This window comes from Mycolicibacterium vinylchloridicum, from assembly GCF_013404075.1.
GTDB lineage: Bacteria > Actinomycetota > Actinomycetes > Mycobacteriales > Mycobacteriaceae > Mycobacterium > Mycobacterium vinylchloridicum.
In genome coordinates, this window is the sequence record NZ_JACBJQ010000002.1 from 287,552 (window position 1) to 303,514 (window position 15,963).

The following is a 15,963-nucleotide window of genomic DNA, read 5'->3' on the forward strand; positions in this document are numbered from 1 at the left end:
GCCTCGGTGCCGATCCAATGAAGGTGTGAAGCCATGGCTTTCGTCGGCCGCAGCGATGTCAAGGATCCGGGTGCGCAACAGGACCAGTGGGATCGGATAGCCCGCAGGCGTGAACGGCTCTACGCCGACGACACTCGGTTCGCCACCACCAAGCCCGACGACGCTGTCGCCGCCGCCGCTCGCCAGCCGGGTCTGCGGATCGCTCAGGTGATGGCCACCGTCATGGAGGGTTACGCCGACCGGCCTGCCCTGGGTGCGCGCGCCAGGGAATTGCACACCGACCCGGCAGCCGGGCACACCAGCTTGCGCTTCCTTCCCGACTTCGTCACCACGAGCTACCGCCAGTTGTGGAACCGCGTTCGTGCGGTCGCCGCCGATTGGTACCACCACCGCGAACACCGTTTGATGACAGGGGATTTCGTCTGTGTCCTCGGGTTCGCCAGCATCGACTACGCGGTCATCGAACTGGCCTGCATCCACCTCGGCGCGGTGGTGGTACCACTGCAGACCAGCGCGCCGGCCGCCCAGCATGCACCGATCCTCACCGAGACACGGCCACGGATTCTGTTGGCCAGCATCGAATCCCTGGATACGGCGGTGGAAGCCTTGCTGGCCGGGGTCGCCCCGCAACGGCTCATCGTGTTCGACTACGAGCCACGCGATGACAACCATCGGGCCCGCTTCGACGCGTCCGCGCAGCGGCTGACCGACGCCGGCAGCGCGCTGACGATCGAGGTGCTCGACACCATCGTCGACGCCGCGGCTGACCTACCCCCGGCACCACTGCACATCGCGGCGGATGGCGACGACCCGCTGGCGTGGGTGTTCTACACCTCGGGCACCACCGGCACTCCCAAGGGTGCGATGCTGACCGAAAGCCTCTGTATCGGTTCTTGGTTGGCGCAATCGGACCAGCCGGTGATCACACTCAGCTACATGCCGATGAGCCACCTCATCGGCTACGGCTACGTACTGATGACGCTGGCCAACGGTGGGACGAGCTACTTCGCCGCCAGCAGCGATCTGTCCACCCTGTTCGACGACCTGGCCGCGGCCCGGCCGACCACCCTGAGTCTGGTGCCGCGGGTGTGCGAGATGTTCTACCACCACTACCTCGGCGAGCTGGACAAGGCGACGATCGCCGGTGCCGACGCCGCCGAAGCAGGGGAGCGGCTGCGTGCAGACCTGCGCGAGCGAGTCCTCGGCGGCCGGGTGCTGGCCTGCGGCTGCGGCTCGGCCGCGCTGTCCCCGGAGATCAAGGACTTCATGGAGTCCGTGCTCGATCAGCACCTGATGATCGGCTACTCCTCGACCGAGATCGCCGGTGGCATGCTGTTGGCCGACGAGCACGTACTGCGTCCGCCGGTCATCGACTACAAGCTCGACGACGTGCCCGAACTCGGCTACTTCAACACCGACAAGCCTTTTCCGCGAGGCGAACTGCTGGTGAAGTCGGAACGGTTCATGGCCGGCTACTACAAACGCCCCGACCTGACCGCCACGATGTACGACGCGGATGGCTATTACCGGACCGGCGACATCATGGCCGAGGTGGCGCCGGACAAACTGCGGTTCGTGGATCGGCGCAACAACGTCATCAAACTGTCCCAGGGCGAATTCGTCGCGGTCGCCCGGCTCGAGGCGCTGTACACCAAGAGTCCACTGGTCCGGCAGATCTACCTCTACGGCACCAGTGAACGCGCCTTCCTGCTCGGCATCGTGGTGCCGACCGACCCGGCATCGTCGACGTCGGCGATCACGGACTCGCTGCTGGAGATCGCCCACGAGAACCAGCTGAACAGCTACGAGATCCCGCGGGACTTCCTCATCGAGACGGAGCCGTTCAGCCTGGAGAACGGACTGCTCTCGGGAGTCGGAAAGTTCCTGCGGCCCAAGCTCAAAGACCGCTACGGGCCCCGTCTGGAACAGCGCTACGCGGAGTTGGCCGACAACCAGGCCCGGCAGCTACGCGCCTTACGGGCCGAAGGCTCCGCCCTACCGGTTTCCGAGGTGGTCGCGCGGGCGGTGCAGGCCACCTTGGGACTCTCGCCCGAGGACATCGACCCGAACGCTCGTTTCATCGACCTCGGCGGTGACTCCCTGTCGGCGCTGGCGATCTCACGCCTGCTGGCCGATATCGTCGGTGCCGAGATACCGGTCGGGGTGGTCACCGATCCGACCGGCAGCCTCACCGGACTGGCGGCATTCATCGAGCGGCAACGCAACTCCGACTCGAAGATGACCTTCGGTTCGGTGCACGGTGCGGGCGCCCGCGAGATCCGCGCCGCCGATCTGACACTGGACAAATTCATCGACGCCGAAATACTCTCGGCGACGACCACATTGCCGCGCCCGACCGCGGAGATCCAGTCCGTCCTGGTGACCGGGGTGACGGGATTCCTCGGACGATTCCTGGGCCTGGAATGGCTTCAGCGCATGGTCGACGCCGGCGGAACAGTGATCTACCTGGCCCGCGGCGCCGATGCCGCGGGTGCTCGTGCCCGCGTCGAAGCCGCGCTGGAATCCGATCCGGTGCTGCTCCAACGATTCCGCGCGCTGGCCGACCGTCACCTGGAGGTCATCGCCGCCGACATCGGTGAACCGGGATGGGGTCTCGACGACGCCACCTGGGCGCGGCTGGCCGAATCCGTCGACCTGATCGTGCATCCGGCCGCACACGTCAACCACGTGCTGCCCTACGACCAGTTGTTCGCCGCCAACGTGGCAGGCACCGCCGAGCTGATCCGGCTGGCGTTGACCGCGAAACTCAAGACCATCCATTACATCTCGACGATGGGCGTCACGGCGGTCACCGACCACATTGTCGGCGAGGACGCCGATATTCGCCTCGACGTCCCGGTGGTGCCTCTGAGTGACGGCTACGCCAACGGTTATGGCGTCAGCAAGTGGGCCAGTGAGGTGTTGCTGCGGGAAGCCCACGACCTGTGCCGCCTGCCCGTCGCGGTCTTCCGGCCGGGCATGATCCTGGCCGACAGTCGCTACGACGGCCAGCTGAATGTGCCGGACATCTTCACCCGGCTGCTGTACAGCGTGATCGCCACCGGTGTCGCACCGGCGTCGTTCTACGTCGGCGGCACCCGCGCCCACTATGAGGGACTTCCGGTCGACTTCCTGGCCGGCGCGATCGCCGCGGTGGGAACCCTGGGCGGAGATGCGTTCCAGACCTACAACACCACCAACCCGCATGACGACGGGGTGTCCCTGGACACCTTCGTCGACTGGCTCACCGACAGCGGATTCCCGGTGCGCCGCATCGACGACTACACCGAATGGCTGAGCCGGTTCGAGACCGCCATGCAGGCGCTGCCCGAACGCTCCAGGCAGCAATCGGTTCTGACGGTGCTCGACGTGTACCGCCACCCCGCTGCAGCGGTCCCCGGCTCGCCGGTGCCCGCCGCACGGTTCCGCGCCGCCGTCGAATCCGCGGGGCACCAGATCCCCAGCATCTCGCGTGAACTCATCGCCAAGTACGTCGACGACATGAGATTGCTCGGCATTCTCTAGCCCGCACATCAGCCCGAAGGGACATCGATGTCACTACCAACGAAGCTGCACTACCCCCCGGCTGGATTCGGGGCGCCGAAGAACCGCCGCGGCCACGCCCGCGGTAGCCGCGAAGACATCGGGCTGCCCGCGGGCACCGAGATCTTCTCCGCCGACAATCACCTCTCGGTGGCGGCGGACATCTTCTACGACAAGTTCCCCGACGACCTGAAGGACGAGGCGCCCCGGATCTGGTACGAGGACGGCGCCTACATGGTGGGCCTCAAGGGCCAGTCGTTCGTGGTCGGTGATTTCAGCGCGGTGCTGATGCAATACGACGACCTGCCCGGCGCGGCGACCGGTGCCGCCGACATCGACACCAGGATCCACGAACTCGCCGACGACGGTGTGGACAAGGAACTGGCATTTCCGAACGCTGTGCTGGCCCTATTTCATTACCCCGACAAGGTGCTGCGCGAACGGATCTTCCGGATCTACAACGAGTACGTGGCCGACATTCAGGAGCGCTCGAACGGCCACTTCTACGGGGTCGGGCTGATCAACTGGTGGGATCCCGCCGGTGCCAAGCGAACGCTCGACGAGCTGAAGGCCCTTGGTCTCAAGACGTTTCTGATGCCGCTCTACCCAGGCGTGGACGACGACGGCGTGGTGATCGACTACGGCTCGACCGCGATGATCCCGGTGTGGGACGCGATCGAGGAAGCCGGGTTGCCGGTCACCCACCACATCGGCGAGACGCCCCCGAAGAGCCCGTGCGAGTTCGGCAGCGTCGCGGTGGCGATGATGATCAACATCGATTCGTTTCGGGACATGTTCGCGCGCTACATCTTCTCCGGCATCCTGGACAAGCATCCCGGCCTGAAGGTGGGCTGGTTCGAGGGCGGCATCGCCTGGGTACCGTCGGCGCTGCAGGACGGCGAACACGTGCTGGCCTCCTATCGGCACATGCTCGATCACCCACCGCACCACGACATCCGCCACTACTGGGACGCCCACATGTCAGCCTCGTTCATGGTCGACCCGCTTGGCCTGCGACTGATCGAAGAGATCGGTGTGGACAAGGTGATGTGGTCCAGCGATTACCCGCACAACGAGAGCACGTTCGGCTATTCCGAGCAGTCCCTGTCGGCTGTGGTGGCCGCGCTCGGGCCGGAGAATGCCGCCAAAGTGGTCAGCGGCAACATCAAGAACTTCCTGGGGGTCGCATGAGCGGGTTCACCATCCCCGACGAGCCCGACCGCGGGCGGATGTACCGCGAGATCGGTGCCCGCATCCGTACCGCCATGGCAGACAACGGTGTTGATGCGCTGGTCCTGCTGATGAACGGACACGTCAGCTACGCCACCGGGGCTAGCTGGCCGCTGCTGGACGCCGGGCTGTCGCACATCGAACGACCGGTGGCGATCGTGCTGGTCGACGATGAACACCCGCACGTGTTTCTGCCGTTCCGGGAGGGTGCCTCCGCCGAGTTTCAGGTCCCCGCAGACCACCGCCATCGCGCGGCGTATCTCGAATTCGACGACGGAGTCGAAGGATTCGTCAAGACTGTCGAAGGACTGATCCCGCCCGGCGCCGTCGTCGCCGTCGACGAATTGACCGGGGCGATGCGGGGATCCGGCAGCAGGCTGTTCGCCAACACCTCGATCGACGCTGCCGCGGTGCTGGCCGGTGCCCAACTGGTCAAGACACCCGATGAGATGGCGTCCATTCGCCGGGCCTGCAGAATCACCGAAGAAGCCGTCGTCGATGTCCAGAAGTCGCTGGCCCCCGGCGTGCGCCAGCTCGACCTGTCCGCGGAATTCGTCCGCCGCGCTTTTGAATTGGGTGCGACCTCCAACATGCTGGAAGCGATCTGGCAGGTCATGCCGATGACTCGCGCCGAGGGCGTATGGACCACCCACGGCGACCTGGCACTGCCGCTCTTGCCCACCGAACGGGCGCTCGAACTCGGGGATGTGCTGTGGACGGACGTCAGCATCACCTACGGCGGCTACTGCTCGGACTTCGGCCGCACCTGGATCGTCGGCGACCAACCCACGCCACAACAGCAGGACCAGTACCGACAGTGGCGACACATCCTGGACGCGGTGCTGGCCGTGACCAGAGCCGGCGCCACGTCGGGCGACCTGGCCCGCGCGGCCATCGCTGCCAACGGCGGCAGCAAGCCGTGGCTACCGCATTTCTATCTGGGGCACGGCATCGGCACCTACCCGGCCGAAACACCCATGATCGGAACCGATCTCGGCGAGGAGTTCGATGACAACTTTGTGTTCCCCGAGGGAATGATATTGGTGCTCGAACCGGTGGTCTACCAAGACGGCACCGGCGGCTATCGCAGCGAGGAGATCGTGATCATCACCGAAGACGGTTACCAATCGTTGACCGACTACCCGTACACGCCCTATGGCGACTGAGACACTGCCCGACGATCGGGCACTACGCATCGCCCGGCGCGAGCGGGCGCTGGAGCAGATGGCAATACACGACCTGGACCTGCTGGTGCTGGGCCGGCAGGCCAATGTGCGGTACGTGAGCGGCACACCGCAGTTGTGGGTCGCCGGCACACGGCCGTTCGGCCCGATCTGCGTGCTGGAGCGGGCCACCGGTGAGGTGCACCTCAACAGCACGTGGGACGAGGGTGTGCCCGACGAGATCGGCCGCGACCGGCTCTACGGTCTGTCCTGGAGCCCGTTCACCCTGACCGATGTGCTCAGAAGTCTGCCCGCGTCGGCTGGCGCACGACGGGTCGGAACCGATGCGTTGTCACCGACATTCGCCCAGTTGTTGCCGCAGGCCTTCCCGAACGCCGAACTGGTGGACGGCGAGCCGGCGATGCGCGCGGCCCGTCGGATCAAGACCGACGACGAGATCGTCGCATTGCGGCTGGCCGTCGACGTCGCAGGCACCGCGCTGGCGGCGGCCCTGCGTGAGCTCGCACCCGGTAGCCGCGAGCCGTCGCTGGTCGGCGCGCTGATGGAAGCCATGACCATGGTTGGGGTCAGCACACCCGCCACCCAGAACGGGGCATGGGTCACCTCGCGCGACCACCCGTGGCGCCAAGCCTCCGACGACGGCCGCATCCGAGCCGGCGACCTGGTGGCCTTTGCGGCCGGGGCGCTCGCCGGCGGTTACGTCGGCGAGGTCGGTCGCACCGCGGTCGCCGGCGACGAGCCATCCGGTGCGGCCGCGCTGTTCGGCCGCTCGAAGTCGTTGACGGAAAGGTTGTTTGCCGCCTGCCGGCCGGGGGCACCGGCGACTGGTCTGCTGGACGTTTACCGAGAGGCCGGGGAGGCGCTGCCGCCGATGCCGGTCGCGCACGGCCTCGGCATGGGGTTCGACTCCCCGGTTGTGTCCGCCGACCTGGCCCGGTCGGTCGCCGCCGCGACGCTGGAAGCGGGCATGGTGCTCGCTGTCACCGGCTACGTGTGGCAGGAAGGCGTCGGGGCGGTGTTCACCCGCGATGCCGTGCATGTCACCGAAGACGGGCCGGTGGTGCTGACCTCAGTGCAGGGCGGCCAGTAGCGCGCCGACGTCGCGGGTATGCCACAGGTTGAGCACGTTGGTCAGCATCTGCAGCGGCGCCCGGATCATTTCGTCTCCCTTGATGGCCGGGTCGAATCGCGTCATCGTGCTGGCCGGGCCGCCGAGGCGGGCGCGGATCAGGCCGGGAACGTCGAACAGCCACGTCGCGCCCATGATCGCCGCATACTGCAGCACCTGAGCAGTCAGCTCGGCGCAGTCGATCGACGGTCCGCCTGCCGCGTGGTATTCGTGGGCGAACAGGGCAACCAGGTCATCGAAAGACTGGTCCCACAACCTTGTTTCGGCTGCCGACAGTGCACCCCACAATGCCATCGCGACGTTCAGCTGGCTGACACAGCCCCAGTCCAGCAGGCCACACCGTAGCCGGCCCGCCTCGTCGCGCCAGAACCAGGCATTGTCGACGTTGGCGTTCCAATGGCACAGCGCGATGTGGTCCGCGCTGGCAGCCAACCGGCGCCACAGCACGGACTCACTGGCGACGATGAGCGGGACCTGGCCGGTGAGGCTGGAAAGAAACTCTGGGGCGCGAACATTGGCGGGCAGCAGGCCGGGGTGGGTAACGGCGAACTCGGTGAGTCGGGTCAGCTGGCGAGCCAGCCTGTCCTCCCGAAGCGGGGGCCGATCACCGACGGTGGCGGCCTGCAGATCGACCGGAAACCGGTCGGCCACGTCGTCCGCTGCCCCGCCTCGATGCCAGCCGGCGAGCACGGCCAGTGAGCTCACCAGTGTGTGGTAATGCTCTGTCGCCGCGGGCATCTCGTAGTCCAGGCATTTGTGGTGCTGCGGCTCGACGCCATTGGTACCGAACGGGATTCGTTCGGTGATGAGGACTCCGGTGCCGGTGCCGGAGTGGTAGTCGGCGAACACGGTGGCGGGCACCCTGATGGGGAAGCCAGGGTGGCGCGCGAGCTCGGCGAAGCGCACCTCGGGCTGCATCTGGGTGCGGCCGACGTCGCGTAGCGGGTCGTCGAGGTCGCGGGAGAATTTGACGAAAAGGTCGGCGGGCAAGGCTGGTTCGGGCCGGGCGTACTCCACGGACAACAGTGCCTTGCGGCCGGTGCTTCCGCCGCCCACCTCGTTCCACTCGGTGACGCGGGTGACGATGTTGTCCGGCGAGAGGGACCCGTAGGCGTGAAACGCGGTTGTCAGGAACCGAGTGCCCGCGGCTGCGAATGCCGTGGGATGCGTGGGCAACTCGACGGCAGTGTCGTCGCCGATGATCGGGTCGGCCACTACCAGGTCTGCTCGGCCGCGCGTACCAGGATCTGGTTGACGGCGACCCGGCGGTCGCGGGTGACCATGTAGTGCACCGCATCGGCGATGTCCTCGGACCGCAGCTTCGTCATGCCGGCGGTCCGTTCATCCATGGCGGCCCGGTCCGACGCCGGGAGGTGGTCACCGATCTCGGTGTCGACGGTGCCCGGTCCGACGATCCCGACCCTTACCCGCTTGTCGATCAACTCCTGGCGCAGCCCCTCGCTGAAGGCGTTGACCCCGAACTTCGTCAACGAGTAGACCGCCGTGCCGGGACGGGCCACCCAGCCGGCCGTCGAACTGATGGTGACGACGTCGGCGACCCCGCGAGGCGAATCGCCTGCCGCCGCCACCAAGTGCGGCAGGGCTGCGCGCGTGGTGTACAGGACGCCCTGGATGTTGACCGACACCAGGTCGTCCCAGTCCGCCAGCGGTGCGTCGACGGCTTCGCCCATCCGCATCAGACCGGCGTTGTTGACCAGTGTGTCGAGGCGGCCCCACGCGGCAACGGTCGCATCGACCGCCCGCTGCACCTGATCGGCGACGGTTACGTCGGCGGCAACCACCAGCGCTTCACCGCCGGCGGCCTGGATATCGGACTGGAGTTGTTCGAGGCGCTCGGCTCGCCGCGCCAGCAGGGCGATCTTGGCGCCGTCGGCGGCCAGCGCGCGCGCCGTTGCCTCACCGATGCCACTGCTGGCGCCGGTCACCAAGGCCACAGTGCCTGCCAACGTGGCGGTCACGTCGCGGGCGCCGTTCGATGGCCGGCGTCCAGGATCTCGTTGAGCACATAGTCATTGTCCTCGCCGAGATCCGGTGCGCCGCGCTCGACCGTGACCGGGGACCGCGACAGCCGCCAGGACGCCCCGAGGATCGGTCGCTGGCCTTCGAGATGGTCGGAGACGAACCGGTAGGTGCCGCGTTCCCACAGCAGTGCGTCCCCGATGACCTCCACGGCCGACGCGCTCTTGGTGGCCGCGACACCCGCAGCCCGCAACCGGTGCGCCAACTCGTCGGCCTCCCGGTTGACGGTGCACGCTGCGATCGCGGTGTCGAGAGAGTCGAGGTTGAGCTGCCGGTCGTCGGCGGTGGCGTAGCGGGGGTCGGCGGAGAGGTCGGTTGCACCGAGTTCCCGACACAACCGGTGCCATTCGTCGTCCGTGCCGACGGCGATGCTGATCCACTGCTGTTCAGCGCACGGATAGCAGCCGTGCGGCGCGAAATCAGGATGCCGATTGCCGTCCGGTGCTAGTTGGGCACCGGTCATGGCGTGTTCGGCCAGTCGGTCACCGACCATCGACGAGAGCACCTCGACCGCCGAGACGTCCACGAACTGGCCCTGACCGGTCCGCTCCCGGTGCAACAGCGCGGCAATCGCGCCGACCGCGGCCGCGGCGCCGACAGTGGAGTCGCCGTAGCGCATGTTGGCACCCAGCGGTGGACCATCCGCGTACCCGACCAGTGCCGCCAAGCCCGCCAGCGACGAGAATGACGGCGCGTAGCCGGTCTGATAGCCCAACGGGCCGTCGTTGCCCCACATCTTGATCGACACCGAGATGATGTCGGGCTTGATCGCCGCCAGGTCGGAGTAGCCCAAGCCCTGTCGCTCCATGGCGCCGGGGCGCAGATTGTTGAGCACGATATCGCTGCCGGCCACCAGATCCCGCATCGCGGCCATCCCGGCCGGTGTCTTGATGTCGAGGTCGACGCTGAGGATTTCGGGGTTGATGCTCAGGAAGTAGGGCGCATGGTTGATGTCGGTCCCGCCGTAGGCCCGCATCTCTTCGGGAAGCGCGGCACACTCCACCTTGATCACCTCGGCGCCCAGCAGCGCCAACAGTTTTCCCGCATAGGGACCGGCCCAGACCTTCGTCAGTTCGACCACGCGTACGCCTTCGAGCGGGCCGCCTCTCCGCCTCGCCGGCGGCTTGAGCTGTGAAGCTCGCCGGCCGAGGCGATCGCGCGACTTCCCGATGATGTCCAGAACGTCCGCGGTGTGCTCGCCGAGTCTCGGTGCGGGGCTGCCGATCTGAGCCGGCGAGGCAGTGAGAAGGTACGGCGGCCCAGGGTAGGCCGAAGTGCCGAGCACCGGGTGGGTCACGTCAGTGAAGAACCCGCGGTGCCGGTATTGCGGTGAGCGCAGCAGATCGGACGCGTTGTTGACCGGAACCAGGGGCAGGCCCAGTCGCTGCGCGGCTTCCGCGGTGGCTTCCCGCGGCTTCGCCGAAACCCATGCGGCGAAGTGCTGTCGGAACGTCGCGACCTTGTCCGCGGTGACCGAGAATTCCAGCCAGTCGTCCTCGAACGCGTCGAGCCAGTCGGCGTGGCCGAGCAACTCCTCGAGTGCCAGCCAGTGACTGCGGCTGGTCATGTAGAGGTAGACGAACCCGTCGGCGCAGGCGAACATCGAAGCGGGGCCCTGCTGGTCGTAGTCGTCGCGGGTGTTCTCCGGCGACACCTCACCGGTGATGAACCGGCCCAGGATGCAGTCCGCCCGGGCGACCTGCACGGCGTGCTGTGAGATGTCGATGAATTCGCCGTCACCGCTGTGCATTTGACGAAACAGTGCTGACATGACGCACAGCGCGGCATCCAAGCCGGCCTCGTAGTCGGTGGTGTAGCGGCCCGGCCCTTTCAGCGGGGGCCTGGCCGGATCGGGATGGCTGGGCGTGTGATGACCCCAGCCGCCGGCCTGGAACACATTGATGCTTCGACTGTTCTGCAGTTCGGGAGGAGCTCCCGCGCCGAACGGGGTGATGGAGCAGACCACGACGCCGGGATGGTCGGCACTGAGCTGTTCGGCCGTGACCGGGTCGTGGTCATCGATGACGGCATCAGCACCGGCCACAAGCTTGCGCGCGGCCGGCGCGGCCGGGGTGACCGAACGCTTGTTGGTGTTCAGATACGCGAACAGCCCGCTGCGTTCGGGAACGGGCCCGACGTCCAGCAGGGGAGCCATGGCTCGGGTGGGACTACCACGCCCGGGCCGCTCCACCTTGATCACCTCGGCGCCGAGGTCGGCGAGCAGCTTGCCGCAGTACTCGCCGGCCACGCCCTCGGCCAGTTCGATGATCCGGAACCCGGTCAGCGCCGACACGTCAGCCTGCTCGGTCAAGGCTTGGCGCGGCCGGACCGGCTCAGCCGCCATTCCGGCGGGAAGTTCATGTCGTTGTCCTTCACCACATTGTTCAGACCCTTTTCGAAGGTGCCCTCGGTGAGGTCGACCGTGTTCGCCACGTCGTTGGTGATCATCGGCAGCATGCCCTCGACCATGCCGGTGAGCAGGCTGCCGAAGTACTCGCCTTTGTGCTGTTTGTACAGCTCCAAGAACGTCTTCTGCACCGCGACGGTGTCGGTGGGCCTGGATTTCGAGCAGGCCAGCGCATACTTGAGCGTCTCGGCCTCCAGATCCTCGCGCGGCACGACGCTGTTGACGAAACCACAGTCGTACATCTCCTTGGCGCTGAACGGCCGTCCGGTGAAAAGCATTTCGGAGAACTTGCGCAGGCCCATGGTCTCGGCCCACCACCACAGCCGCGGCCCCCAGCCCACATACCGGAAGGCGGGATGCCCGAAGAGCGCATCGTCGGAGGAGACCACCAGGTCGGCGTCGCCGGCCTGGTAGAAATGCCAGCCGTAGCAGTAGCCCTTGGCTTCGATGATGCTGACCTTGCGCAGCTCCTGCAGCGGCCGGTTGCCCGCGCGGGCTTTAGCGTAGAAGTCGGTCACCGTGGACAGGTAGCGGTAAGACCCGCCGGGTGGGTACTTGACGTCGTCGTCGTTGATGGCCAGTTCATGCAGCAGCGGCATGCTGGGGTTCTCGATCATGCCCCGCTGCTCGGGCAGGTCGCCGCCGCTACCGAAATCCTGCCCCTCGCCGCGGATCACGACGACCTTGACGTCGTCGTCGACATTGCACTTGTGGATCAGGTCGGCGTAGAGCTGACGCATGCCCAGCGACGTCGCGTTCTGGGCATCCGGGCGATCGAAGGTGATGTAAGCGATCCGGTTCTCACGGTCCTTTTCGAACTTGATGTACTGCGCCGCTTCCCTTTTCATCTCTTCATAGTCGAATTCAGGCATTACCACTCCTCATTGGTTGATGTATGGATTTGTTACTTGAGTAAAGCGCCCGCGTCAATGGGGAGTTGAACTCCTGTGACATAACGAGATTCGGCACTGGCGAGGAACAGAACGGCATTGCTGATGTCCTCGGGCTCCACCCAAGGCGTGGGCAGTGTATGCATCATCTGGGAGACCGGGGCAAAGTCTTCCGGACCTGGATTCTCCTTGTGGGGCGCGAATAGCCGGAAGGTGGCGTCATTCAGCGCCATCGGGGTGTTCACCTGCGTGGGGTGCACTGAGTTGACTCGGATCGAGTGCTGGCCGAGTTCGACCGCGAAGGTGCGCATGAGGCCGACGACACCGTGTTTAGCGGCGATGTAGTGCCCGGTGTGTGCCATGGCTTTCATGCCCCCCACCGAGCTGGTCAGGATGATCGACCCGCCACGTCCGCCGGAAAGAATGTGGGGTACAGCGGCTTTCACTGTGTGCCAGACTCCGGTCAGGTTGATGTCGATCATATCTTTCCAGATGTGCTCTCCGAGCTTGTGGAGTCGGTTTCCGGCGTTGCCGATGCCCGCGTTGGCCACCACGATGTCCAGCCGGCCCAGCTGGTCCACGCCGGTGTCGACGGCGGCCGTCAGCGCGTCGTAGTCGCGCACGTCCACTTCGGCTGTCACGATCCGCCGTCCCAGGCCCCGGACGAGGTCGGCGGTCTGCGCCAGGTCAGCCGGGCTCGACGGCGGGTACACCACATCAGGGATCGCGCGGCAGATATCGATCGCGATGATGTCGGCGCCTTCTTGGGCCAGTCGCACCGCGTGGCTGCGGCCCTGCCCGCGGGCGGCCCCCGAGATGAATGCGACCATTCCGTCGACCCGACCAGCCATGACGGTCTACCCCCCGTTCACCGTGGTGAGCACATTCGGTCGCGGCAATGGTTGACGAATCCGCCCGGTCCGCCACTGGCAGTACGGCTCTGAGGCTGACGGCCCGGTGTCGCAGCCGACTGCCGCACGAGCGTGATCGACGAAGACGACAGCCGCGCGGCTGACGGGGATACTCACGTGCCGCATATCTTTCCCCCGGCTATCCCACGCCAGCACCTCGATGAGAGGCTCGCCGATGGCTTCGTCGACCCAGCGTCGGACCACGGGGTCGTCACGGTAGAGGCTTTCTGACACCGCGATCGCGCGCAACAACGTGTCTGCGGCAGGTTCTTCAGACAGGCTCTCAGCGCGTGCGGCGCCGAGGATCCGTAAGGCGAGGTCGTTGTCGATACCATCGTCGTTGCGTGTCGCGAAAACCCGTACATCCCAACCGGTTAGCGATCGATCGCAGAGCAATCCGCCGGCGTGTGCGACGGCCTCGGTGACTGTCTGGCACACCACGGCCATGCGATACCGGGTCAACATGCGGGCTCGACGGCCGGATAGGTCACTCCGGTGAGGTTTTCCGACTGTTGCCACAGTCGACCACACTCGTCCACATCGAGGGCGAGTCTGTTCAGTTTGGCGAAGGTGACGCCGCCGCCGGCGGTTTCGTACAGGCCGCGGGGCCCGTAGTAGGTCGCCCCGGCAGCATCCGACGAGACCGCAGCGTAGAGCGTGGGCTTGATCCCCTCGTCCACCTCGAGCCACATGAACGGCAGCAGACGCCAGGTCGCCTGAGTGAGCCTACTGGTCAGCGTGGGCTTGTCGAGGCCGTATGATGCGCCGCTGAGCAGATTGGTCTTACTCAGGCCGGGATGGGCGGCATTGGAGGTGACCCCCCACCCGCCGGCCCGGCTGCGCCGTTCGAGCTCGAAGGCGAACATCAACTGTGCGAGCTTCGCGACCCCGTAGGAGTACATCGCCTTGTATCCACCGGTGGCATTGACGTCATCGAAGCGTAGGTTCCGCTGCGTGGCCGCGATGCTGCTGACCGTCACCACACGGCCGCCGCGCAAGAGTGGCAGCAGCCGTCCGGTCAGTGCGAAGTGCCCCAAATGATTGGCGCCGAACTGTAATTCGAACCCGTCGCCGGTCTCCTGGCGGGTCGGCGGGGTCATCACACCGGCGTTGGCGATCAACACGTCGATCGGCCTGCCCTGCCTGGTCAGCCCCTCGGCGAAGGCTTCGACACTGGCCAGCGAGGCCAGGTCGATCATCTCGACGGTCAGCCGTGCCGCCGGGTTCGCCTGCCGGATCTGAGCGGCCGCGGCTTCGCCCTTGGTGCTGCTGCGCACCGCCATCACGACGTCGGCGCCCGCCGCCGCGAGCCGCTTCGCCAGCCCGAAGCCCAGTCCGCTGTTCGCCCCCGTGACGACGACGTGCTTGCCGGACAGGTCCGGCACCGCCAGCGTCAGGTCGGGGCGGTTCACCACGTCACCGGCAGTTCGTGCATGCCGTAGGCCAGCGCGTCGTGCTTGAACGGCAACTCGGCGACCGGCCCCACCGGTTGCAGCGTGGGGATGCGCCGGAACAGCGTGGGCAGCACGATCTGCAGTTCCATCCGGGCCAGTTGGCCGCCGACGCACGAATGCCGGCCGTAGCCGAGCGCGACGTTGGGTCCGTCCTCGCGATCGAGCTTGAGCTGGTCGGGCTGCGGGAACTGGCGCGGGTCCCAGTTGGCCGGCGCGACATCGAGGATGATGCCTTCACCGGCCCGGATGAGGTCCCCGCCCACCTCGATGTCCTCGGTCGCGATGCGCCGCTGGCCGGTCTGGATGATGCTGCAGTACCGCAGCAGTTCCTCGACGGCGACCGCGACGACCTTCGGGTCCTCGGTGTCGCGCAGCATCGCCAACTGCTCGGGGTTGTCGAAGAGTGCCGCGATGCTGACGGAAATCTGACCGGCAGTCGTCTCGTGCCCGGCGATCAAGACTCCGGTGGCGAGCTGGGCCGCCTCTTTCAGGGAGATCTCTTCGGCCTTCACCCGTTCGGCGAGGTCGGACACCAGGTCTTCGGCGGGATCGTCCATCTTCTTCTCGAGCAGCGCCTTGAGGTATCTCGCCAGTGCGCCAGCACCTTTCGCGGCGTCCTCGGCGGTGGCATCGCGGGCCATGCCCATGTTGGACTGCTCCTGGAAGAAGTCCGCGTCCTCGTAGGGCACCCCGAGCAGATGGCTGATCACCAGTGACGGCACCGGCAGAGCCAGCGCGCTGACCAGATCGGCGGGCTGTGGTCCGGCCAGGATGGCGTCGATGTGCTCGTCGGTGATCTTCTGCACGGCCTCGCGCAGGGCTTCGACCCGCCGGAACGTGAACGGCTTGGACAGCATGCGGCGATAGAAGGTGTGTTCCTCGGCATCGGAGGTGAACACCGAACGGGGACGTCGGTGGACCGTCGACTTCATCCCCTCGTTCCAGTGCGGATAGCCGTCTTTGCGGTCGTCGACGCTGGCCCGGCCGTCGGCGAACAACGCGCGGATCGCCTCGTATCCGGTGATCAACCACGGCGTGCTGCCATCCCAGATCCGCACCCGGGCCATCTGGGCGGATTGGTTGACTGCCAACGACTCTGGCGGCGGCGCGAACGGCAGCCCCGCAGCGCGACTCATCGGGAACTCGGGCACATCCGACGTATCAGCCGCAGTCAC

The 15,963-nt window shown here is 66.5% G+C and carries 12 protein-coding genes; 4 read left to right on the plus strand and 8 right to left on the minus strand.

Going from position 1 to position 15,963, the window contains the following annotated elements; genetic code table 11:
* Positions 1-33: 33 nt before the first annotated feature.
* Genes car through HPC46_RS03325 form a run of 4 tightly spaced genes read left to right on the plus strand, consistent with a single transcriptional unit; the run spans position 34 to position 7,047 of the window.
* On the plus strand, positions 34-3,525 hold the full coding sequence (car, locus tag HPC46_RS03310) for a carboxylic acid reductase (RefSeq protein ID WP_179466772.1): 3,492 nt from the start codon (positions 34-36) through the stop codon (positions 3,523-3,525).
* A 27-nt stretch (positions 3,526-3,552) separates the two neighbouring features.
* The gene (locus tag HPC46_RS03315) at positions 3,553-4,734 is read left to right on the plus strand and encodes an amidohydrolase family protein (RefSeq protein ID WP_179466773.1); all 1,182 of its coding nucleotides are present in this window, start codon (positions 3,553-3,555) and stop codon (positions 4,732-4,734) included.
* Complete coding sequence (locus HPC46_RS03320) at positions 4,731-5,939, plus strand: M24 family metallopeptidase (protein WP_233716173.1); 1,209 nt, start codon at positions 4,731-4,733, stop codon at positions 5,937-5,939. The genes HPC46_RS03315 and HPC46_RS03320 overlap by 4 nt, the downstream gene beginning before the upstream one ends.
* Positions 5,929-7,047, plus strand: a complete 1,119-nt coding sequence (locus HPC46_RS03325; RefSeq protein WP_179466774.1) for a M24 family metallopeptidase — start codon at positions 5,929-5,931, stop codon at positions 7,045-7,047. The genes HPC46_RS03320 and HPC46_RS03325 overlap by 11 nt, the downstream gene beginning before the upstream one ends.
* On the opposite strand, the gene HPC46_RS03330 is transcribed toward HPC46_RS03325, so the two are convergent.
* Genes HPC46_RS03330 through HPC46_RS03365 form a run of 8 tightly spaced genes read right to left on the minus strand, consistent with a single transcriptional unit; the run spans position 7,027 to position 15,924 of the window.
* Positions 7,027-8,307 carry a hypothetical protein gene (locus HPC46_RS03330; RefSeq protein ID WP_179466893.1) on the minus strand — a complete coding sequence of 427 codons (1,281 nt, stop codon included), beginning with the start codon at positions 8,305-8,307 and terminating at the stop codon, positions 7,027-7,029. The two genes, HPC46_RS03325 and HPC46_RS03330, sit on opposite strands and share 21 nt — an antisense overlap.
* Positions 8,301-9,065: an SDR family NAD(P)-dependent oxidoreductase gene (locus tag HPC46_RS03335; protein WP_179466775.1), complete on the minus strand. Its 765-nt coding sequence runs from the start codon at positions 9,063-9,065 to the stop codon at positions 8,301-8,303. Before HPC46_RS03335 ends, HPC46_RS03330 begins: the two co-directional genes overlap by 7 nt.
* Complete coding sequence (locus HPC46_RS03340; protein WP_179466895.1) at positions 9,062-11,419, minus strand: CaiB/BaiF CoA transferase family protein; 2,358 nt, start codon at positions 11,417-11,419, stop codon at positions 9,062-9,064. The genes HPC46_RS03335 and HPC46_RS03340 overlap by 4 nt, the downstream gene beginning before the upstream one ends.
* 14 nt (positions 11,420-11,433) lie before the next feature.
* The gene (locus HPC46_RS03345; protein WP_179466776.1) at positions 11,434-12,405 is read right to left on the minus strand and encodes an enoyl-CoA hydratase/isomerase family protein; all 972 of its coding nucleotides are present in this window, start codon (positions 12,403-12,405) and stop codon (positions 11,434-11,436) included.
* 32 nt (positions 12,406-12,437) lie between these two features.
* Complete coding sequence (locus tag HPC46_RS03350; RefSeq protein WP_179466777.1) at positions 12,438-13,274, minus strand: mycofactocin-coupled SDR family oxidoreductase; 837 nt, start codon at positions 13,272-13,274, stop codon at positions 12,438-12,440.
* Between the two features lie 6 nt (positions 13,275-13,280).
* A complete protein-coding gene (locus tag HPC46_RS03355; protein WP_179466778.1) occupies positions 13,281-13,799 on the minus strand; it encodes a hypothetical protein in 519 nt (172 codons plus the stop codon).
* Complete coding sequence (locus HPC46_RS03360) at positions 13,793-14,746, minus strand: SDR family oxidoreductase (RefSeq protein ID WP_179466779.1); 954 nt, start codon at positions 14,744-14,746, stop codon at positions 13,793-13,795. The genes HPC46_RS03355 and HPC46_RS03360 overlap by 7 nt, the downstream gene beginning before the upstream one ends.
* On the minus strand, positions 14,743-15,924 hold the full coding sequence (locus HPC46_RS03365; RefSeq protein ID WP_179466897.1) for a cytochrome P450: 1,182 nt from the start codon (positions 15,922-15,924) through the stop codon (positions 14,743-14,745). The genes HPC46_RS03360 and HPC46_RS03365 overlap by 4 nt, the downstream gene beginning before the upstream one ends.
* Between the last annotated feature and the right edge of the window lie 39 nt (positions 15,925-15,963).